Raw genomic sequence first — 18,715 nt, 5'->3', positions numbered from 1 at the left:
CCCCCTTAGGCCTGATTTGTGCAAAGCTTTTGTGACGCTGCAAGGCCCGCCACCGGGCGCGTTATTCCGGTTGATTGTGACAATGCTTTTGGCTCTAGAATTGCGGGCGGAGGCAGCCAGGCCATCCGCACGGAGTGTGTGATGAGCGACAGCGAGACGATCGAGAGCACCGAGACCGTGGTGATCACGGCCGGGAAGCCCGGCAAGAAATCCAAGAAGAAGGCCGCCGAAAAGACCGGGGGCAAGGCCAAGGCGAAGGCCAAGACCGCACGCTCCAGGGCTGACAAGCCGGCAAGGCCCGACCACGGTTTCGACTTCGTCGGCAAGGTCGAGAGCCTGGTGGTGAAGAGCGGCGCCGGGCCGGAGGGCTTCACGTTCTGCCTCAAGGGTCGCCACGGCAAGCGGATGAGCTTCCGCTTCGACAGCGCCGATGGCTTCGCCATGAACGCCATGGCGCATCTGGTGCTGGCTGCCCATGCCGGGGGCACCAGGCTCGGCGTCCGCAGCGGCGCGGAGGCGGATGGCGTGTTCATCGTCCGCGAACTGGAAAGCCGCCCCAAGCTCGGCAAGGACTGAACGGCTAGCTGCCGTCGCGCGGCGACAGCGGCAGCAGCAGCGTGGTCGCGAAGCAGGCGGCCAGCATGAGGGCGGAGCCGGCGAGGCAGGCCGTGAGCCCGGCCCACTGATAGAGCAGGCCGGACAGCAGCGTGCCGGCGAAACGGCCTGCCGCATTGGCGGCATAGTAGAAGCCCACGTCCTCCGCCGCCTTCTCCGATCCGGCATAGGCCAGGATAAGATAGGAGTGGACGGAGGAGTTGACGGCGAAGGCGGCCCCGAACACGGCAAGCCCGACGACCAGGATGATGTCGGGCCGCACCGGGCCATTGGCCGCCAGGGCCAGGATGATCAGGACGGGGACGAGCGCCAGCAGGGCGGACCACAGGCGGGCCGCAGGCACCTCGGCCGACAGGCCGTCCGGGCTGCGCCTGACGATGGCGGGGGCGGCGGCCTGGGTGAGGCCGTAGAAGATGGTCCACAGCGCCATGAAGCCGCCGACCATGGTGAAGGTCCAGCCATTGGCATAGAGGAACACCGGAACGCCCACGACGAACCACACGTCGCGCGCCCCGAACAGGAAGATGCGCGCCGCGGCCAGGAGGTTGACACCCCTCGACTTGCCGAACAGTTCCCGCGCCGAGGAACTGGCCTTGTTCTTTCCCATCATGGGCGGCAGCGAATGGATGACGCCGACGAGTACCAGCGCCAGCATCAGCGCCATGAGCCAGAGCGAAAGGCGGAAGCCCAGCACCTGCAGGAGAACGCCGCCGAGGAAGAAGCCCAGGCCCTTCATGGCGTTCTTGGAGCCGGTGAACCACGCGACCCAGCGGAACAGGCGGCCTTCGGAATCCTCCGCGCGGGCTTCCCTCTCGGCCACCTTGATCGCGGACTTCGAGGCCGTCTTGGTCAGGTCCTTGGCGACACCGCAGATGCCCTGCGCCATGACGACCCAGGCCACCGAGGCGGCGGCGGTCCAATCGGGCGACAGGGCGGAGAGGATGAGGAAGCCGAGGATCTGGGTCGAGAGCCCGACGGTCAGCATGCGGGTGATGCCGAAGCGCGTGGCGAGCCAGCCGCCGATGAAGTTGGCGGCAATGCCTGCCGCTTCATAGAGCAGGAAGAGGAAGGACAGCACGAAGGGCGAGTAGCCCAGGTGGAAGAAGTGCAGCAGCACCAGCATGCGCAACGCGCCGTCGGTGAGAGTGAACCCCCAGTAGGCCGCGGTGACGATGGCGTAGTTGCGCGCCCCCGGCGTCATCAGATCCCCACCACGCGCATGTGGCAGGCGAGATCGACCATGCGGCAGGCATAGCCCATTTCGTTGTCGTACCAGGCATAGACCTTGAGGAGCGTGCCGTCGGTCACCAGTGTCGAAAGCCCGTCGACGATGGAGGAGCGCGTATCCCCGGCATAGTCGATCGACACCAGCGGGCGCGGTTCGTAGCCGAGGATGCCGGCGAGCGGCCCCCGGGCGGCTTCGGTGAACAGGGCGTTGACCTCTTCCTTCGTCGTCGCGCGCGCCAGTTCGAACACGCAGTCGGTGAGGGACGCGTTGAGCACGGGGGCGCGCACGGCATGGCCGTCGAGCTTGCCCTTGAGTTCCGGATAGATGAGGGCGATGGCCGTGGCGCTGCCGGTGGTCGTCGGCTGCAGCGACAGCATGGCGGAGCGGGCGCGGCGCAGGTCCTTGTGCGGGGCGTCGGTCACCACATTGGTGTTGGTCGGGTCATGGATCGTGGTGATCTGCCCATGGCGGATGCCGAGTGCCTCGTGCACGACCTTGACGACGGGGGCAAGGCAGTTGGTGGTGCAGGAGGCGGCCGTGACGATGGGATGCTTCGCCGGATCGTAGAGGTGATGGTTCACGCCCACCACGACGTTGAGGACGTCGGGCTCCTTGACCGGCGCGGCGACGACCACCCTCTTGGCCCCGCGCTTCAGGTGGCCGTCGAGCGTGGCGTGGTTGAGGAACTTGCCGCTGCATTCGAGCACCAGGTCGACGCCGAGGTCTCCCCACGGAATGTCGGCCGCAGCAGGATGGGCCGAGAAGCCAAGCCTTCGGTCGCCGATGCGGATCGTGTCTTCGCCGTCCGCGCCGATGCCGCCGCGCCAGCGGCCCTGGACGGAATCGAACTCGAGAAGATGGGCCGTGGCGGCAGCGCCTCCCTTGATCTCGTTGAGGTGGACGACCTCGAGGCGGTTTGCGCGGCGCGGGTCATCATCGCCGCGCGCGGCTGCCCCGAGGGCTGCCCGCAGGGCCAGCCGGCCGATGCGGCCCATTCCGTTGATTCCGACACGCATGACCTGCTCCGCGACTTTGATTGCTTCAGGACTTGGCCTTCAGGCCGCTTTCGTACCAGTGCCTGGAATTGTTCACGATCCACACCACCGAGAGCATGACCGGGACCTCGATCAGGACCCCCACCACGGTCGCCAGCGCCGCACCGGAGTTGAGGCCGAACAGGCTGATGGCAGCGGCCACCGCCAGTTCGAAGAAGTTCGAGGCGCCGATCAGCGCCGAGGGGCCGGCCACGCAATGCTGTTCGCCCGCCCAGCGGTTCAGGAGATAGGCAAGGCCGGAATTGAAGTAGACCTGGATCAGGATCGGTACGGCAAGCAGCGCGATGACGGCGGGCTGGGCGAGGATCTGCTGTCCCTGGAAGGCGAACAGCAGGACGAGCGTGGCGAGCAGCGCCAGGAGGGAAAGGGGCTGGAGCGTCTTGAGCAGTTTCTGGAGAGCGGCTTCGCCACCCGATGCAAGCTTCACCCGGCGAATGACCTGGGCCACGATGACCGGCACCACGATATAGAGCGCGACGGACAGGAGCAGCGTCTCCCATGGGACCGTGATGGCCGAGAGACCGAGAAGCAGGGCGACGATGGGCGCGAAGGCGACGATCATGATCGCGTCGTTCAAGGCCACCTGGCTGAGCGTGAAGTGCGGTTCGCCGCGGGTCAGGTTGCTCCAGACGAAGACCATCGCGGTGCAGGGCGCGGCGGCAAGGAGGATGAGCCCGGCGATGTAGCTGTCGATCTGGCCGGCGGGCAGCCATGGCCTGAACAGGTAGCCGACGAAGAACCAGCCGAGCAGCGCCATGGAGAAGGGCTTGACGGCCCAGTTGATGAAGAGCGTGACCCCGATGCCGCGCCAGTGCCGCGTCACCTGGGAAAGGGCCGCGAAGTCGATCTTCACCAGCATCGGGATGATCATCAGCCAGATGAGGAGGGCGACGGGCAGATTGACCCTCGCCACTTCCATGGCGCTGATGGCGCCGAAGAGGCCGGGCAGGAAATGCCCCAGCGCGATGCCCGCGATGATGCAGAGAAAGACCCAGAGGGTCAGGTAGCGTTCGAAGAGTGACATTGGTGAAGGGGTCTCAGAGCTTGCCGATCTCGTCCAGCCGGTTCTTGAGGCTGAGCCGGTCGAGTGAGGCGATGGGAAGGTTGATGAAGGCGGAGATGCGGTTGTTGAGCATCCGGTAGGCGTCGGCAAAGGCGAGCCGCCTTTCTGCCTCGGTGCCCGTGACCTTGACGGGATCCGGGACGCCCCAATGTGCGGACAAGGGCTGCCCCGGCCATGCCGGGCATGTTTCCGCCGCGGCATCGTCACAGACGGTGAAGACGAAGTCGAGCTTTGGGGAGTCTTGACCGGAGAACCCGTCCCAGCCCTTGGAGCGGAGCCCGGAGAGCGGGTAGCCCAGCTGACGAAGCAGGTCTTCGGCATAGGGATGAATGGCGCCTGCCGGTCTGCTTCCGGCACTGAAAGCGGTGAACCGGCCGTGACCGGCCTTGTTCAGGATCGCCTCTCCGAAGATCGAACGGGCGGAGTTTCCGGTGCACAGGAAGAGGACATTGTAGTTTCGGTCAGCCACAGCAAGCTCCGGAGGTTGAACAGGATCTGGAAATCTCGTCGATGAGAGGGGCGCAGAGCTCGGGCTGGCCGTTGCAGCAGTCCTTCAGGAGGAACATCACGAGCTTCCGGACGGCTGACAGCTCGACCCGGTAGATCATGCTCCGGCTGTGGCGTTGGGCGGATATGAGGCCGGCGCGGCTGAGAATGGCCAGGTGCGTCGACATGGTATTGTGCGGCACGTCCAGCCTGCGGGCGATCTCACCTGCCGGAAGGCCGTCCGGCTCCTGCTTCACCAGAAGGCGGAAGGCCTCGAGCCGGGTGGGCTGGGACAGGGCCGAGAAGGCTTCGATGGCAAGATCCTGTTTCATATGTCGGGAATTATCGACGGGTTTTGTGACAGTCAAGCGACGGCGACGCCGTCGCCGTCGCTCTCAGTCGGCGAGCAGCAGAAGATCGCGGCTGTTGAGGCCGACGGTCACCCGCGAGCCGGGCGCAGGCGGTGGCATGTCGGGCTGGTTGAACATGTCGAATTCGACGCGTGTGCCCAGCATGGCCGCGCGGATGCGGATGACGGAGCCGAGGAACGACACATCCTGGATGTCGGCCGGGACCTCGATGTCGCAGGTCTCGGCCCCCTTGAGCCGCACGCTCTCGGGCCGCACGGCGAGCGCCACGCGCGCGCCCTTTGCGGCGGCAATCGGCGCGGCGAGGGGCAGGCGTGCCTCGCCCACCCGCACGGTGCCCGCAGCCCCATCCTCGACCTCGCCCTGCAGGACATTCAATGTCCCCACGAAGGTGGCGACGAAGCTGGTCTTCGGCGCATTGTAGATCTCGAAGGGCGTTCCAGCCTGCTCGGCGATGCCCTTGTACATCACGACGACCTGGTCGGAGATGCTGAGCGCCTCTTCCTGGTCATGGGTGACGAAGACGGTGGTGATGCCGAGCTCGCGCTGGATGGCGCGGATTTCACTGCGGAGGCTCACGCGGATCTTCGCGTCGAGTGCCGACAGCGGCTCGTCGAGCAGCAGCACGCGCGGGCGGGGCGCAATGGCGCGGGCCAGCGCCACGCGCTGCTGCTGGCCGCCCGACAGCTGGAAGGGATAGCGGGCGCCGAGATCGGGAAGGCCGATCAGCTCCAGCATTTCCGCAACGCGCCTGTCGATCTCGGTGCGCGGCCTGCCTGCGACGCGCAGGCCGAAGGCCACGTTCTCAGCCACCGTGAGATTGGGAAACAGCGCATAGGCCTGGAACACCATGCCGATCTGGCGCTGGTTGGCCTTGAGGGTGGTGACGTCCTTGCCGTCGATGGTGATCGAGCCTGCGCTCGGCTGCTCGAGGCCCGCCAGCATGCGCAGCACGGTCGTCTTGCCGCATCCCGAGGGGCCGAGGAGGGAGACGAAGGCGCCCTTGGGAATCGACAGCGAGAAGTCGTTGACGACCCTGGTTGGCCCGAACTGCTTGGCGAGGCCGTTGAGTTGGATGAAGGACATCAGCGTCTGGCTCTCGTATGCGGGGCAAGGCGGGTGGCGAGCTGGATCAGCCCGAGGCAACCCCAGGTGACGGCGAAGGCGATGACGGCAAGGGCCGCCGGCTCATAGGCGCGGTTGGACCCCATCCACACCATGTAGGGCCCGAAGGCGGGTCGGTTGAGAAGGGCAGCCAGCACATATTCGCCGATGACGATGGCGAAGGTGAGGAAGGCGCCGGACAAGACGGCCACCAGCACATTGGGCAGGATCAGCCGGGCGAGGATGGTGAGCCAGCCCGCGCCCAGCATCTGGGCGGCTTCGGTGATGGTGCGCACGTCGAGGGTGCGCAGCCCGGTGTCGACGGCGCGGTACATGTAGGGGAGTGCCAGCGTGGTGTAGCCCAGCATGAGCAGCAGGTTGGTGCCCAGGGTGGAACCGGTCAGCGGCAGGACGCTCGCGGTGTTGTAGAGGCGGATGTAGCCGAAGACCAGCACGATGGGCGGGATGACCAGCGGCAGCAGGGTGATGAACTCGACCACCGGCCGGATCGACGGCAGCTTGAGCCTGACCCAGAATGCGGTGGGCGTCACGATCAGCACGCCCATGACGATGGTGAGCAGCGCCATGACCACGGAATAGAGGAAGGTCGCCTGGAACTGCGGGTCGGCCAGCACGCTGCGGTAGGCGTCGAAGGAATAGACGCCGCGCCGCGCCCGCAGCGAGAACTCGAAGGTGCCGATGAGCGGCAGCGCGAAGTAGATTGCGCCGAAGCCCGCGGCGACCCAGGCCCAGACCCTGCCCGGCGTCATTTCAGCCACCTTTCCGCCCGCACGCGGAGCAGGATGTAGATGAGGTTGGCGATGCCGGTGACGACGATCATGCCGAAGGCCAGCGCGTAGCCCAGATGCGGATCGTTCAGCACGTCGCCGCGGATCTGTGCGAAGAGGATGATGGGCACGATCGACAGTGCCGAGCCGGTGAGCGCCATGGCGGTGGCCACCGCGCCGAAGGCATTGGCGAAGAGCAGCGCGAAGGAGCCGAGCAGCGCCGGCCACAGCACGGGGAGCGCCACCATGCGCCAGTATTGCGCGTTGCTGGCGCCCAGCGTCTGTGCCGCCTCGTTCCACTCGCGCTTCAGGCCGTCGAGGGCCGGCGTGATGATGAGGATCATCAGCGGGATCTGGAAATAGAGATAGGTGACGGCAAGCCCGGTGAAGCTGATGAGGTTGAAGCCCAGCGCGGCGAGGTTGATGCCGAACCAGTCGCGCAGCAGCACGGTGACGAGGCCAAGGCGCCCGAGCGTGGCGATGAAGGCGAAGGCCAGCGGCACGCCGGCGAAGTTGGAGGCAACCCCCGAGAAGGTGAGCATGCCGCCGCGCAGCCAGTCCGGCAGCCCGCCGCGCGTTACCGCGACGGCGATGACGAGGCCGATGAGGCCGCCGAAGAAGGCGGTGACGAGGCTCAGCTTCAGCGACAGCATGGCGGCGTCGAGGATGCTGGGGGTGGCAAGCCCGGCGAGGTTGCCGAGGGTGAAGCGCCCCTCCGGCGTCTGGAAGGAGGCGATGACGATGCGGATCGTCGGCAGGATGAGGAAGAGCAGGGCGAAGAGCGCGAAGGGCGCCACGCCGAGCCATTTGAGGACCGGATGTTCGCTGCGCCGCGGCGGTGCCGTCACGCTCATGCTCGGTGTTCCAATGGAAGGCTCCGTCCCGCGGCAGCGGGACGGAGCGCGTTGCGGGAGCTTCTGCGCCGCTACTGGACGTTGGCACCGACGACCTTGTCCCAGCCGCCGGTGACGGCGGCCTTGTTGGCCTCCTGCTGCGCGACGGTGGGGAACACGGCCTTGGCATAGCCTTCGGCGGGCGGCAGCTTGGCCAGCAGCTCGGGAGAGATCTTGCCGGCGGCCGACATGGCGTTGAAGCGCGCAGGGTGGCAGTAGCCCTCGAGCCAGGCGAGCTGGCCTTCGTCCGAGTAGATGTATTCCATCCACAGCCTGGCAGCATTGGGGTGCGGTGCGAAGGCCGAGATCGCCTGCACATAGACACCGGCGAGCGAGGAGGAGGCGGGGATCACCACGTCCATCGGCGGGTTGCCCTTCAGGCTGTCACGCCAGGCGAGCAGGTTGTAGTCCCAGGCGACCACGATCGGCGTCTGGCCCTGGGCGATGGTGCCGGACTTGCCGGTGACGGGCACGAAATTGCCGGCCTTGTTGAGCTCGGCCATCAGTTCGAGGCCCTTCTCGCCCGATTCGGTGCCGGGCTGGGCGCCCCGCGACATGCCGGCCGACATGATGGCGAGGATCGCCTGGTTCGAGGCGCGCGGATCGCCGGTCAGGGCAACGGAGTTGGCATAGTCGGGCTTCAGCAGGTCGGCCCAGTCGGCGGGCGTGGTCTTGACGATGTCCTTGTTCACGCCGAAGGCCATGACGCCGTAGTAGTCGGCATACCAGTGGCCGTCGGCGTCCTTCACGTCGGCCGGGATCTCGTCCCAGGTCATGACCTTGTAGGGCTGCAGCAGGCCTTCCTTCTGGGCCTGCGGGCCGAAGGCGAGGCCGACGTCGATCACGTCGGGGGCCTGCGGGCCCTTGTTGTCCTTGTTGGCGCGGATCGCCTCGAGCTCGTCGGCCGAGCCCGCATCCGGGTTGAGCTCGTTGACCTTGAGATTGTACTTGGCCTTGAAGCCGTCGATCACCTTGCCATAGCCGCACCAGTCGCGCGGCAGCGCGATGACGGTGAGCTCGCCTTCCTTCTGCGCGGCGGCCACGAGGTCTTCCATCGCGCCAGCCTGCGCAGGAACGGCCGACGCAAGCATGGCCAGTGCCATGGTGGAATGCAGAAGCCGGGTGGAGAATGTCATGATCATATCCTGTTGTGTTGCCTGGCCGCGCGCGGTCGATCGCGGCGGCAGGCGCGTTGCTAGGCGCGGGATATGACAGTGCTGTGTCGGGCCGACTGGCGGGCTTTCGGCGCCTAGACGCTGACCCCGAAGAGGTGGCCCACGCCCGCCGTGATGGCCATGGCGGCCGCGCCCCAGAACAGCACGCGCAGGGTGGCGGGCAGCTTGGGGGCGGCACCCGCATGGGCGCCGAGCGCGCCGAGGCCCGCCAGCGCCACCAGCGTGGTGATGACGACCGTGAGGATGATCTGGCCGGGCGGCGCGAGGATGGCGGCGATCACCGGCAATGCAGCGGCAACGCAGAAGGTGAGGCCGGAGGCCAGTGCCGCCTGCAGCGGGTTGGCGGCATGCACCTCCGACAGGCCGAGCTCGTCACGCACATGGGCGGCCAGCGCATCCTTCGCCGTCAGCTCGCGCGCCACGAGGGCCGCGGTGGCAGGCGTGAGGCCGCGCGCTTCATAGATCGAGGCGAGCTCGGCCTCTTCCGCTTCCGGCGTGTCGATGAGGGCCTGGCGCTCGCGCGCGATGTCGGCCTGCTCGATGTCGGACTGCGAGCTGACGGAGACATATTCGCCGGCCGCCATCGACATCGCACCGGCAGCGAGGCCGGCGAAGCCCGCGATGAGCACGGCGGAGGGCGAAGGATCGGCGGCGGCGACGCCGACCACCAGCGAGGACACCGACACGATGCCGTCATTGGCGCCGAGCACCGCGGCGCGCAGCCAGCCGGAGCGGTTGATGTAGTGCAGCTCCTCGTGGGCCGACTGGTAGGGAAGTTCGGTCTTGCCGCCGCTCATGATGAAGGGGTCCTCTCGGGGTGGGTATTGGCCTGATTGTCTATGCGTCGGTCCGGCCGGCCGCGGTTTGATCTGCCGCAAGGCCGGGCTCGGCCGGAAGGGCGATCGCGACCTCGAAGCCTGCGTCGCGCCCCGTGGCGGGCGAGCGCAGCACGAGGCTGCTGCACAGCCGGTCGGCAATGGCCGCGACGATGGCGAGGCCCAGCCCGCTGCCTTCATTGCCCGCCGTGCCGCGCTCGAAGCGCGCGGTGAGCCGCGACAGGGTTTCGGGCGGCACCACTGGCCCGTCATTGACGACGCGCAGGGTGCCGCCGGGTGCGAGGTCGACTTCGACGATGCCATCTTCCTTGCCGTGGCGGAGCGCGTTGTCCACCAGGTTGCGGAGCAGGATGCCGAAGGCATCGGGATCGAGGTCGGAGAGCACGGGTGTTTGGGGAAGCGTCAGCCTGACGCGCCCCGGGCTGCCGCGCGCGGCATCCTCCACCACGATGCGGGCGGCGGGCCGCAGGTCACGCGGGGCATCGAGCCTGAGCCGTCCGCCCTCGGCGCGGGCCAGCTGCATCAGCCGCTCCGACAGGCGGGTGAGGCGCTTCAGCGTCGCCTCGATCCCGGCGGCGCGGGCCTGTGCGGCGGGGTCGGCGGTTTCGCCGCGCAGGCGCTGGGCCTGGGCGATGGCGCCGGCCAGCGGCGTGCGCAGTTCATGCGCGGCATGCGAGGCGAAGCTGCGCTCCGCCTCGAAGGCGGCCTTGAGCCTGGCCAGCACGTCGTTGAGGGCGGCGGCGACCGGCGTGATCTCGGCGGGAAGCCCGTCGGCCGGCACGGCGGAGAGATCGCGCCCGCCGCGCGAGGCGAGCCTGGCGCTGAAGCGGCGCAGCGGCGCGAGGCTCGCCCGCACCACCAGCACGATGGTGAGGAGGGCAACCGGAATGACCAGCAGCAGCGGCAGGCCGAGTGCCAGCACGATCTCGCGCAGCACGCTGGCGCGGTGGGCCAGCGGCTCGGCCACCGAGATGCGCAGGCTGCCCTTCAGCGCCTCGTCGCTGTAGATCCGATGCTGCGCGGTCTGACTGAAGCCCGGCTTCACATAGGGCGGAAAGACGGCGGGGTCGGCGGCGTGCGACTGCAGCAGGACGCGGCCCTGCGCGTCGCGCACCACATAGGTGAAATACTCGTCATGGCCGCGCAGGGCGCCGAGGCGCTGGGTGGCGCCGTCATCCTCGCGGTCGACGATGTCCATGACGGCGAGCGGCAGCAGGCGCTGGGCGGTTTCCTGCAGGGCCGAATCGAAGACCTCGTTGATCTCCTTGCGCAGCATGACCGCGGTGACCGAGGCCGCGGCGACCCACAGCAGGGTGAGCAGCAGGCCGAGCCAGAGGCCGAGCCGCGCCTGCAGGCTGCGCGGCGCCGTCACGGCGTGCCCAGCCGGTAGCCGAGGCCGCGCTCGGTGGCGATCACCTCGTTGCCGAGCTTCTTGCGCAGGCGGCTGACATGCACCTCGATGGTGTTGCTCTCGACCTCGGCATCGAAGGCATAGAGCTTCTCTTCGAGCTGCGCCTTGGAGAGCAGCTGGCCGGGCCGCGCCAGGAAGGCATCGAACAGCGCCCATTCGCGCGCGGTGAGGGCAACGGGCTTGCCGCCGCGCCGCACGCTTTTCGCCGCGCGGTCGATTTCAAGGTCGCCGTGGGTGATGATGGGATTGGGGTTGCCGGTATAGCGCCGCGCCACCGAGCCGATGCGGGCCGACAGCTCGGCAAGGTCGAAGGGCTTGACGAGATAGTCGTCGGCCCCGGCATTGAGGCCGTCGATGCGGTCCGACACCTGGTCGAGGGCGGTGAGGATGATCACCGGCGTCACGTCGCCGCGAATGCGCAGCGCCTTGAGGAAGGGCAGGCCGAGCCCGTCCGGCAGCATGAGGTCGAGCAGCACGAGGTCATAGGCCGCACCCGCCAGCGCGTCGCGCGCCTGGTCGAGGCGCGTCATCCAGTCGACCGAGTGGCCGTCGGCGGCGATCTGGTCGCGCACCGCGGCGCCCAGAACCGTGTCGTCCTCGATCAGCAGGATTCGCATGGTGTTCCTTCTGTGCCCGGCGGCTGACGCCCGCCTGACGACCCGCCGTGGCGGGCTTCAGGCTGCTGTCAGCTTGGCGCCGCATGGTGCGGCGAGACTGGCCGTAACATGGAAGCGCCCGATGCGGAAGACACTGATGATCCTTGCCCTGGTGGCGTGCCTTCCGGCCAGCGCGGCGCTGGCCGAGGAGGGCTGCTTCGTGCCGATGGCCGACTGGCAGCCGCGCGAGGCGGTGGCCAAGCTGGCGCAGGCCAGGGGCTGGACGGTGCGGCGCATCAAGATCGATGACGGCTGCTACGAGATCGACGGCAAGGACCAGGCGGGCAAGCGCATCGAGGTGACGGTCAACCCCGCCACGCTGGAGGTGATCGACATCGAGAGCGAGGACTCCGGGCACGGCGAGGACGACGACTGAGGCTTCATCCGGTCATTCTTATATAAGGAAGAAAATCCTTGACAGCGCGCGCTGGCTGGGGTATAAGGGGGCATTCTCGGACATTGCATCCAACGCCGCCATCGGGGCCTTCGCCCCGGTGGCGATGACTCGTTGCCGAAGGCACCGGTCCCGGGCGGGGCCCAAGCTGACGGCAAGCTGAAGCTGATTTTGCAGCGCCGTCAGGAAGGCCTCAGTTGCCGCGGCCAGTTTGCGGGACACACCAACAGGAGACCCTGCCATGAGCAAGACACTGATGATCCTCGTTGCCTCCACCGCGCTGACCGCCGCCCTTGGCGTTCCGGCGTGGAGCGCCATGCAGGCGCCCGCCCAGGGCGGCGCGGCGGCGCTGCTGGCGACGCTGGCCGACAGCGGCGACACGGCGGCCAGGCTGATCCTCGTCGACGACGATGAGGACGATGACGATGACGAGGGCGGCAGCGTGGGCCGCCGCAAGTCGGACGACGACGACGAGGGCGAAGATGATGACGATGATGACGACTGCGAGGACGACGCCGGCAGCTGCGGCGCCGGCACGCCGGCCGCCGCCCCGGCCGGCAGCGTGGCGCCGCCGCAGAACGGCCTGTTCGGCACCGGCACCCCGCAGGTGCAGGTGAAGTGACCGCCCGCAGCCAACTGGAGACACAGTGACATGATGAAATCATTCCTCGCCGTGCTGGCGCTGACCACCGCGCTGGGCTTTCCCGCCGCGGCCATGGCCAAGCCGGTGACGCTGACCACCACGCTGAAGGACTATGGCGGCAACGGCGCCTATCTCGCCATCTATGTGACCGACAAGTCCGGCGCCTATGCCGGCAGCCTGTGGATGGCGGGCAGCAAGACGAAGTACTACAAGCACCTGGCCAACTGGTACCAGGCGACGGGCGGCGACACGGGCCAGATCAACGGCATCACCGGCGCCTCGGTGGGGGCCGGCCGCACGCTGGAGATCACCCTCGACCTCAAGGACGCGCTGTTCGACGCGGGCTACACGCTGCACGTCGATGGCGCCGTCGAGGACATGCGCGACAGCGCCAACGACGTGAAGGTGCCGCTCACCACGGCCGGCGCCGGAAAGCCCGTGAAGGGCCGCCGCTATGTGTCCACCCTGACCTACGGCATGTGAGGACCATCCGGGAATGATCCGTCTGCTGCACCGCTGGCCGGGCCTTGCCGCCCTGCTGCTCGTTGTCCTGCTGGCGCTGAGCGGCGCGGCGCTGTCGGTGTTTCCGGCGGCGGACCGCCTCACCGCGCCGCAGGCGGAACAAGGCCTCAGCGTGGCCGAACTGGCGAGCCGCGTGGCGGCGCAGCACCCGGGCGTCGAGCAGATCAAGCGCTCGCCCTCCGGCCGCTTCACCGCCTACTGGTTCAACGGCGACGTGGCCGAGGCCGCGACCATCGACCCTGCCACCGGCAAGGCCGTGGCCTCTGCCGACCCCAACCCGGTGCAGCGCTGGCTGACCAATTTCCACCGCTCGCTGTTCCTCGATGATGGCGGGCGCATCGTGATGGCGCTTGGCGCGGTGGCGATGCTGCTGCTCTCCGTCTCCGGCATGGTGCTGGTGGCACGGCGCGCGGGCGGCTGGCGGCGCTGGTTCTCAGGCCTCAAGGGCCCGCTGGCCGGACGCCTTCACGTCGAGGTGGCGCGCATCGCGGTGGCGGGCCTCATGCTGTCATCCGTGACGGCGCTGTACATGACGGCCTCGACCTTCGGGCTGACGCCCGAGGCCCCGGCTGCGCTTGCCGCTCCCGCCCAGGTGAGCGGCGAGACCGGTGCCGCCGTGGGACAGATCGACTTCCTCCAGGGCGTGCCGGCGAGCAGCCTGCGGCAGCTCTCCTTCCCCGCCGCCGATGACCCGGCAGACGTGTTCACCCTCGCGACCAGCGACGGCGAGGGCTTCATCGACCAGGGCAATGGCGCGTTGCTGGCGTGGCAGAAGTCTTCTGGCTGGCAGCGCCTGTCCGAGACCATCTACATGCTGCACACCGGACAGGGTGCGGCGGCACTGGGGCTGATCCTCGGCCTCCTGGCGCTGGGCGTGCCGCTGATGGCCGCCACCGGCACGCTGGTGTGGCTGGCCGGCCGCCGCGGCCGCCCGCGCATCCAGCACAATTCCCCGCTTGCCAGCGCCGAAACGGTGATCCTGGTGGGCAGCGAGGGCGGCAGCACCTGGGGCTTCGCCGCGACGCTGCACAAGGCGCTGCGCGAGGCGGGACAACAGGTTCATGCTGCAGCCCTGGCGCAGTTTGACGCGGACAGGCTGCACCAGGCGCGGCACGTCATCATCCTCGCCGCCACCTATGGCAATGGCGACGAGCCGGCCTCGGCCAGGGGCTTCCTCGCGAAGCTGGCGGCGCTCGACACGCCGCCCGCCGCGACGCTTGCCGTGCTGGGCTTTGGTGACTCGAGCTTCCCCTCCTTCTGCGGCTATGCGCGGACCATCGCGACGCTGGCCGCGGCAAAGGGCTGGGGCCAGCTTCTCGACATGGCCACGGTCGACCGCCAGTCGCCGCAGGACTTCGCGCGCTGGGGCAGCGACCTCGGCACGATGCTGGGCCTGCCGCTCGACCTGGTGCACCAGCCGGTGGCGCCGCCGGCGCTGGCGCTGACGCTCGTGTCGCGCCGCGACCATGGCGCCGAGGTGCAGGCGCCCAGTGCCATCCTGCGCTTCAGCCTGCCCAAGGTGGCGCTGTGGCAGCGCCTGACGGGCCGCGGCTTCGGCGCCTTCGTGGCGGGCGACCTTCTGGGCGTGATACCGGAGGGATCCAGCGTGCCGCGCTTCTATTCACTGGCCTCGGGCGCCGCCGACGGCTTCATCGAGATCGTGGTGCGGCGCCAGCCGGGCGGGCTGTGCTCCGGCCAGCTCACCGCGCTGGAGCCGGGCCAGACGGTGCAGGCCTTCCTGCGGCCCAACCCCGCCTTCCGCCCCGCTGGTGGCGCGGCCCCGCTGATCCTCATCGGCGCGGGTTCCGGCATCGGGCCGCTGGCCGGCTTCATCCGCGCCAACCGGGCGGCGCGGCCCATCCACCTGTTCTTCGGCATGCGCCATCAGGCGAGCGATTTCCTCTATGGCGAGGAACTCACGCAGTGGCATGGCGAAGGCCGGCTGACGCGCCTCGTCACCGCGGCCTCGCGCGGCAGGCGGCCGCATTACGTGCAGGACGCGCTGCGCGCCGAGGCCGCCGAGGTGCTGGCCCTCGTGAAGCAGGGGGCGCGCATCATGGTGTGCGGCGGGCGCGACATGGCGGCGGGCGTGAGCGAGGCGCTGGCCCAGATCCTCGCCCCCGCCGGGCTGACGCCGGCCCTGCTCAGGGCGGAGGGACGCTATGCCGAAGACGTCTACTGACATGATGCGCCATGCGCTGAACGGCCCCACCATGGGCACGCGCTGGTCGGCGCTGTTCTTCACCCCGGCGGGCTTCGACCCGGCCCCCCTGCAGCAGGCGTTGCAGGCCGCGGTGGCGGAGGTTGACCAGCAGATGTCCGGCTGGAAGCCCGACAGCGACCTGATGCGCATCAACCAGGCACCGGTTGGCACGTGGATCGAGGCGCCACGGCACCTGATGGAGGTGCTGCGGCTGGGGCTGGCCATCGGCAAGGCCTCGGGCGGGGCCTTCGACGTGGCGCTGGGCGATGCCGTCACCGCCTGGGGCTTCGGGCCCGGGGCGGCGAGCGGCGAGCGCATCCGCATCGCGCTTTCTGCGCCGCGGCGGCCGGGCTACGAGGTCATCGAACTGGGCGAGGGCAGGCTTCGCAAGCATGGGGCCATCACCCTCGACCTCCATGGCATCGCCAAGGGCTATGGCGTCGACCGGCTGGCCGAGACGCTGCAGGCCTTCGGCATCACCTCATTCCTCGCCGGCATCGACGGCGAGATGCGCGCCGCCGGTCTACGGCCGGATGGCGAGGCCTGGACCATCGCGGTTGAAATGCCGGACCATGCGCGGCGCGCGGCGCATTCGGTGCTGGCGCTGGCAGATGCGGCGGTGGCCACCTCCGGCGATTATCGCCACTTCGTCGATGTCGGCGGCCGGCGCCTGTCGCACACCATGGACCCGCGCCGCGGCGCGCCGCTGGCGGCAAGCCCGGCCTCGGTGAGTGTCGTTGCCAGGACCTGTGCCGAGGCCGATGGCTGGGCCACGGCGCTGATGGTGCTGGGGCCGGAGCAGGGTGCTGCCATGGCCGCGGCGCAGGGGCTGAGCGCCCTGTTCCTCACCCGCGCGGCGGATGGCGGCGTCATCGCCCGGCCGGCCGGAGCGGTTTTCGCCTGAGGCCCCAGGCCGTCACAAGACTGTCAGACGCGGCCACTAGCTCATCCCTCCTTCCAGTCAGCAAGGAGATCCCCATGCGCGCCGTCCTGCTCAGCACCGTCTTCGCCCTCTCGGCCACCGCCGCCCTGGCGGCGGATGCCACCGTTGCCGAGATCAAGCTGCCCGACCTGCCGATGGGCCAGGTCACCTATCCCGGCGGCAAGACGCTGACCTTGAACCGGGGCATCGGCTCGGCCGCCTTCCGCGACCCGAAGGACCCGCCCGGCGTGGTGTGGACCATCACCGACCGCGGGCCCAACCTCGACTGCGAGGGCATCGAGGAGCTGACCGGCCTTGGCATGGACGTGCTGTGCGCCGGCGACGGCAAGGCCAAGAACTTCCCCCAGCCCGATTTCACCATCACCATCCAGAAGGTCGAGACGGGTGCTGACAACGTGGCGGCGGTGACCGAGACCATCTCGCTCAAGACCAGGTCCGGCAAGCCGGTGGGCGGCCTGCCCTTCTCGGCCGAGGGCTTCAGGACCGAGGCCGCCTATGACGTCAATGGCAAGCTGCTGGCAGGCACGGTCAACGGCTTCGACACCGAGACGCTGGCGCGGCTGCCGGACGGCAGCTTCCTGATCGGCGAGGAATATGGTCCGTCGCTCATCGAGGTGGCAGCCGACGGAACGGTGACCCGGCGCCACGTGCCGGCCGGCCTCGAGGGCGCGTTGAAGAACGACGAGGTCGAGGTGGTGGGAAGCCTGCCCGCCATCATGGCAAAGCGCTACCTGAACCGCGGCATCGAGAACGTGGCGGTCTCGCCCGACGGCGCGACGATCTATGTGCTGATGCAGAGCCCGCTCGCCAACCCGGACAGCGATGCCTACAAGAAGAGCGCCAACACCCGCCTGTGGAAGATCGACCGCGCCACCGGCAAGCTGCTGGGCGAGTTCGTCTACGTGATGGACGATGCGACGAGCTTCCGCGCCGACAACAAGAAGGAAGCCCAGAAGCAGAATGCCGTGCGCATGAGCGAGATGGTGTTCCTCGGGCCTGACAAGCTGCTGGTGCTGGAGCGCATCGGCAAGACCTCGAAGTTCCATGCCGTCGACCTTGCCGCGGCGAGCCCGCTCGACGCCAGCTGGGACGATGCCGCCATGCTGCCTTCGCTCGAACAGCTGAGTGCCGCCGACCTTGCGGCCAAGGGCATCACGCCGGTGGCCAAGACCCTGCTGCTCGACTCCGACGACGTCGAGGGCATGCCCAAGAAGGTCGAGGGCGTGGCGGTGATGAGCCCCACCGAGATGATCGTGTTCAACGACTCGGACTTCGGCATCGAGGGAGACGGCAACCGGGCGCTGCGCGTGACCTTCAAGGAACCCGTTCTGCAGTAGCGCGCGGCCCCGCGCCGCGCTGCCGGGGCAGCATGGCTCAGTCGAGGCTGTGGATGGGACTCACGGCATGCGCCGCCTGGGTGACCGAACTGCCCGGCGGAAGGCTGCGGGTGAGCCAGACATTGCCGCCGATCACCGAACCCGCGCCGATGGTGATGCGGCCGAGAATGGTGGCGCCGGCATGGATCGTCACGTTGTTCTCGATGATCGGGTGGCGGGGCACGCGGCGGCGGGGCGGCGCGGCGCCTTCTGCCGCGTGCTCGCCCAGCGTGACGCCCTGGTGCAGGCAGACATTCTCGCCGATGACCGCCGTCTCGCCGATGGTGACGCCGGTGCCCTTGGCGATGAAGAAGCCCGGGCCGATGCTGGCGCCCGGGTGAATGTCGATCCCCGTCGTGGCATGCGCCAGCGCCGCGACGATGCGCGCGACGAGGCGCGCGCCTGCCCCGTGCAGGGCATGCGCCAGCCGGTGGTGGATGATGGCGCGCGAACCGGGATGGCAGATCAGCACTTCCGCCAGGCTCTCGGCCGAGGCATCGCGCTGCTGGGCGGCCTTGAGGTCGCTCACCAGCAGGGCGCGGATGGCGGGAAGCTGCCGCGCGAAGCCCTGCACGATCGCCTGGGCGCGGCGCTTCGCCTCGAGCGGCGACAGGCCGTTGGCATCGAACTGCAGCCCGCGCGCCAGCTGGTCTCCCAGCCGGGTAAAGGCCGTCGACAGCGCATTGGTGACGAAGAGGTCGACCCGGTCATGGCTGAGCCCGTGCGGACCGAGATGGGTGGGGAAGAGTGCGGTGACCACGCTGTCCATGATTTCGGCGACCGTTGCCGCGGCAGGCGCCTCGGTGACCTTCCCGCCGAGGCGGATGTTGTGGCTGACCTCGCGCGAGTAGCGGAGTTCGGCGACGATGCCGCCGAGCTCGAAGGCGGGCACCCGGGCGGCCGGCGCCCTCAGCATCTGGATCTTCGCGGACATGGCGTTCCTCCCTTCCGGCGCG

Annotated in this window: 20 protein-coding genes; 7 read left to right on the top strand and 13 right to left on the bottom strand. The window is 68.7% G+C overall.

The annotated features are described in order from the left end of the window. The first annotated feature begins 141 nt into the window (after positions 1-141). Positions 142-576: a hypothetical protein gene (locus tag DK847_RS03860; protein WP_111196258.1), complete on the top strand. Its 435-nt coding sequence runs from the start codon at positions 142-144 to the stop codon at positions 574-576. Between the two features lie 4 nt (positions 577-580). On the opposite strand, the gene arsJ is transcribed toward DK847_RS03860, so the two are convergent. From arsJ to DK847_RS03800, 12 genes are all read right to left on the bottom strand, one after another. After that, on the bottom strand, positions 581-1,816 hold the full coding sequence (arsJ, locus tag DK847_RS03855; RefSeq protein WP_111196257.1) for an organoarsenical effux MFS transporter ArsJ: 1,236 nt from the start codon (positions 1,814-1,816) through the stop codon (positions 581-583). Further along, positions 1,816-2,859, bottom strand: a complete 1,044-nt coding sequence (locus DK847_RS03850; RefSeq protein WP_111196256.1) for an ArsJ-associated glyceraldehyde-3-phosphate dehydrogenase — start codon at positions 2,857-2,859, stop codon at positions 1,816-1,818. The genes arsJ and DK847_RS03850 overlap by 1 nt, the downstream gene beginning before the upstream one ends. A gap of 25 nt (positions 2,860-2,884) precedes the next feature. Continuing rightward, the gene (gene arsB, locus DK847_RS03845; RefSeq protein WP_111196255.1) at positions 2,885-3,922 is read right to left on the bottom strand and encodes an ACR3 family arsenite efflux transporter; all 1,038 of its coding nucleotides are present in this window, start codon (positions 3,920-3,922) and stop codon (positions 2,885-2,887) included. A gap of 13 nt (positions 3,923-3,935) precedes the next feature. After that, positions 3,936-4,430, bottom strand: coding sequence for an arsenate reductase ArsC (locus DK847_RS03840; RefSeq protein WP_111196254.1), 495 nt, complete (start codon positions 4,428-4,430; stop codon positions 3,936-3,938). Continuing rightward, entirely contained in the window at positions 4,423-4,779 is a 357-nt protein-coding gene (locus tag DK847_RS03835) for an ArsR/SmtB family transcription factor (protein ID WP_111196253.1), read from the bottom strand. Before DK847_RS03835 ends, DK847_RS03840 begins: the two co-directional genes overlap by 8 nt. A 63-nt stretch (positions 4,780-4,842) precedes the next feature. Then, complete coding sequence (locus DK847_RS03830; RefSeq protein ID WP_111196252.1) at positions 4,843-5,901, bottom strand: ABC transporter ATP-binding protein; 1,059 nt, start codon at positions 5,899-5,901, stop codon at positions 4,843-4,845. Further along, positions 5,901-6,689 carry an ABC transporter permease gene (locus DK847_RS03825; RefSeq protein ID WP_111196251.1) on the bottom strand — a complete coding sequence of 263 codons (789 nt, stop codon included), beginning with the start codon at positions 6,687-6,689 and terminating at the stop codon, positions 5,901-5,903. The genes DK847_RS03830 and DK847_RS03825 overlap by 1 nt, the downstream gene beginning before the upstream one ends. Further along, the gene (locus tag DK847_RS03820) at positions 6,686-7,561 is read right to left on the bottom strand and encodes an ABC transporter permease (RefSeq protein ID WP_111196250.1); all 876 of its coding nucleotides are present in this window, start codon (positions 7,559-7,561) and stop codon (positions 6,686-6,688) included. The genes DK847_RS03825 and DK847_RS03820 overlap by 4 nt, the downstream gene beginning before the upstream one ends. A gap of 71 nt (positions 7,562-7,632) precedes the next feature. Continuing rightward, positions 7,633-8,739, bottom strand: a complete 1,107-nt coding sequence (locus tag DK847_RS03815; protein WP_204508233.1) for an ABC transporter substrate-binding protein — start codon at positions 8,737-8,739, stop codon at positions 7,633-7,635. 110 nt (positions 8,740-8,849) lie between these two features. Continuing rightward, on the bottom strand, positions 8,850-9,572 hold the full coding sequence (locus DK847_RS03810) for a VIT1/CCC1 transporter family protein (RefSeq protein ID WP_111196248.1): 723 nt from the start codon (positions 9,570-9,572) through the stop codon (positions 8,850-8,852). A 40-nt stretch (positions 9,573-9,612) separates the two neighbouring features. Further along, positions 9,613-10,983 (bottom strand): ATP-binding protein, encoded by a 1,371-nt coding sequence (locus tag DK847_RS03805; RefSeq protein ID WP_111196247.1) that lies wholly within the window; start codon positions 10,981-10,983, stop codon positions 9,613-9,615. Further along, positions 10,980-11,639, bottom strand: a complete 660-nt coding sequence (locus tag DK847_RS03800; RefSeq protein WP_111196246.1) for a response regulator transcription factor — start codon at positions 11,637-11,639, stop codon at positions 10,980-10,982. Before DK847_RS03800 ends, DK847_RS03805 begins: the two co-directional genes overlap by 4 nt. A 121-nt stretch (positions 11,640-11,760) precedes the next feature. Here DK847_RS03800 and DK847_RS03795 point away from each other — a divergent pair, with 121 nt between their 5' ends. The 6 genes from DK847_RS03795 (at position 11,761) to DK847_RS03770 (ending at position 17,720) form a co-directional block, all read left to right on the top strand. After that, positions 11,761-12,054: a PepSY domain-containing protein gene (locus DK847_RS03795; RefSeq protein WP_111196245.1), complete on the top strand. Its 294-nt coding sequence runs from the start codon at positions 11,761-11,763 to the stop codon at positions 12,052-12,054. A 259-nt stretch (positions 12,055-12,313) separates the two neighbouring features. Further along, the gene (locus DK847_RS20530) at positions 12,314-12,694 is read left to right on the top strand and encodes a hypothetical protein (RefSeq protein ID WP_161957140.1); all 381 of its coding nucleotides are present in this window, start codon (positions 12,314-12,316) and stop codon (positions 12,692-12,694) included. Positions 12,695-12,727: 33 nt separating this feature from the next. Then, entirely contained in the window at positions 12,728-13,198 is a 471-nt protein-coding gene (locus tag DK847_RS03785; protein ID WP_111196358.1) for a DUF2271 domain-containing protein, read from the top strand. Positions 13,199-13,211: 13 nt separating this feature from the next. Then, positions 13,212-15,419 (top strand): PepSY domain-containing protein, encoded by a 2,208-nt coding sequence (locus tag DK847_RS03780; RefSeq protein ID WP_111196244.1) that lies wholly within the window; start codon positions 13,212-13,214, stop codon positions 15,417-15,419. Further along, entirely contained in the window at positions 15,400-16,344 is a 945-nt protein-coding gene (locus tag DK847_RS03775) for an FAD:protein FMN transferase (RefSeq protein ID WP_111196243.1), read from the top strand. Before DK847_RS03780 ends, DK847_RS03775 begins: the two co-directional genes overlap by 20 nt. A 74-nt stretch (positions 16,345-16,418) precedes the next feature. Beyond that, a complete protein-coding gene (locus DK847_RS03770) occupies positions 16,419-17,720 on the top strand; it encodes an esterase-like activity of phytase family protein (protein WP_111196242.1) in 1,302 nt (433 codons plus the stop codon). Between the two features lie 37 nt (positions 17,721-17,757). Here DK847_RS03770 and DK847_RS03765 read toward each other — a convergent pair whose 3' ends face one another. Further along, complete coding sequence (locus tag DK847_RS03765; protein WP_245414508.1) at positions 17,758-18,693, bottom strand: serine O-acetyltransferase; 936 nt, start codon at positions 18,691-18,693, stop codon at positions 17,758-17,760. Positions 18,694-18,715 lie beyond the last annotated feature (22 nt).

The organism is Aestuariivirga litoralis, from assembly GCF_003234965.1.
Classification (GTDB): domain Bacteria; phylum Pseudomonadota; class Alphaproteobacteria; order Rhizobiales; family Aestuariivirgaceae; genus Aestuariivirga; species Aestuariivirga litoralis.
The sequence above is the reverse complement of the archived record's forward strand: the minus strand, read 5'-3'. Positions and strand labels throughout refer to the sequence as shown.

What these genes read in the sequence shown, in the direction of transcription:
- DK847_RS03860 (WP_111196258.1), top strand. Translation starts at nt 142, where the DNA reads ATGAGCGACAGCGAGACGATCGAGAGCACCGAGACCGTGGTGATCACG.
- arsJ (WP_111196257.1), bottom strand. Translation starts at nt 1,816, where the DNA reads ATGACGCCGGGGGCGCGCAACTACGCCATCGTCACCGCGGCCTACTGG.
- DK847_RS03850 (WP_111196256.1), bottom strand. Translation starts at nt 2,859, where the DNA reads ATGCGTGTCGGAATCAACGGAATGGGCCGCATCGGCCGGCTGGCCCTG.
- arsB (WP_111196255.1), bottom strand. Translation starts at nt 3,922, where the DNA reads ATGTCACTCTTCGAACGCTACCTGACCCTCTGGGTCTTTCTCTGCATC.
- DK847_RS03835 (WP_111196253.1), bottom strand. Translation starts at nt 4,779, where the DNA reads ATGAAACAGGATCTTGCCATCGAAGCCTTCTCGGCCCTGTCCCAGCCC.
- DK847_RS03830 (WP_111196252.1), bottom strand. Translation starts at nt 5,901, where the DNA reads ATGTCCTTCATCCAACTCAACGGCCTCGCCAAGCAGTTCGGGCCAACC.
- DK847_RS03825 (WP_111196251.1), bottom strand. Translation starts at nt 6,689, where the DNA reads ATGACGCCGGGCAGGGTCTGGGCCTGGGTCGCCGCGGGCTTCGGCGCA.
- DK847_RS03820 (WP_111196250.1), bottom strand. Translation starts at nt 7,561, where the DNA reads ATGAGCGTGACGGCACCGCCGCGGCGCAGCGAACATCCGGTCCTCAAA.
- DK847_RS03810 (WP_111196248.1), bottom strand. Translation starts at nt 9,572, where the DNA reads ATGAGCGGCGGCAAGACCGAACTTCCCTACCAGTCGGCCCACGAGGAG.
- DK847_RS03800 (WP_111196246.1), bottom strand. Translation starts at nt 11,639, where the DNA reads ATGCGAATCCTGCTGATCGAGGACGACACGGTTCTGGGCGCCGCGGTG.
- DK847_RS03795 (WP_111196245.1), top strand. Translation starts at nt 11,761, where the DNA reads ATGCGGAAGACACTGATGATCCTTGCCCTGGTGGCGTGCCTTCCGGCC.
- DK847_RS20530 (WP_161957140.1), top strand. Translation starts at nt 12,314, where the DNA reads ATGAGCAAGACACTGATGATCCTCGTTGCCTCCACCGCGCTGACCGCC.
- DK847_RS03785 (WP_111196358.1), top strand. Translation starts at nt 12,728, where the DNA reads ATGAAATCATTCCTCGCCGTGCTGGCGCTGACCACCGCGCTGGGCTTT.
- DK847_RS03780 (WP_111196244.1), top strand. Translation starts at nt 13,212, where the DNA reads ATGATCCGTCTGCTGCACCGCTGGCCGGGCCTTGCCGCCCTGCTGCTC.
- DK847_RS03775 (WP_111196243.1), top strand. Translation starts at nt 15,400, where the DNA reads ATGCCGAAGACGTCTACTGACATGATGCGCCATGCGCTGAACGGCCCC.
- DK847_RS03770 (WP_111196242.1), top strand. Translation starts at nt 16,419, where the DNA reads ATGCGCGCCGTCCTGCTCAGCACCGTCTTCGCCCTCTCGGCCACCGCC.
- DK847_RS03765 (WP_245414508.1), bottom strand. Translation starts at nt 18,693, where the DNA reads ATGTCCGCGAAGATCCAGATGCTGAGGGCGCCGGCCGCCCGGGTGCCC.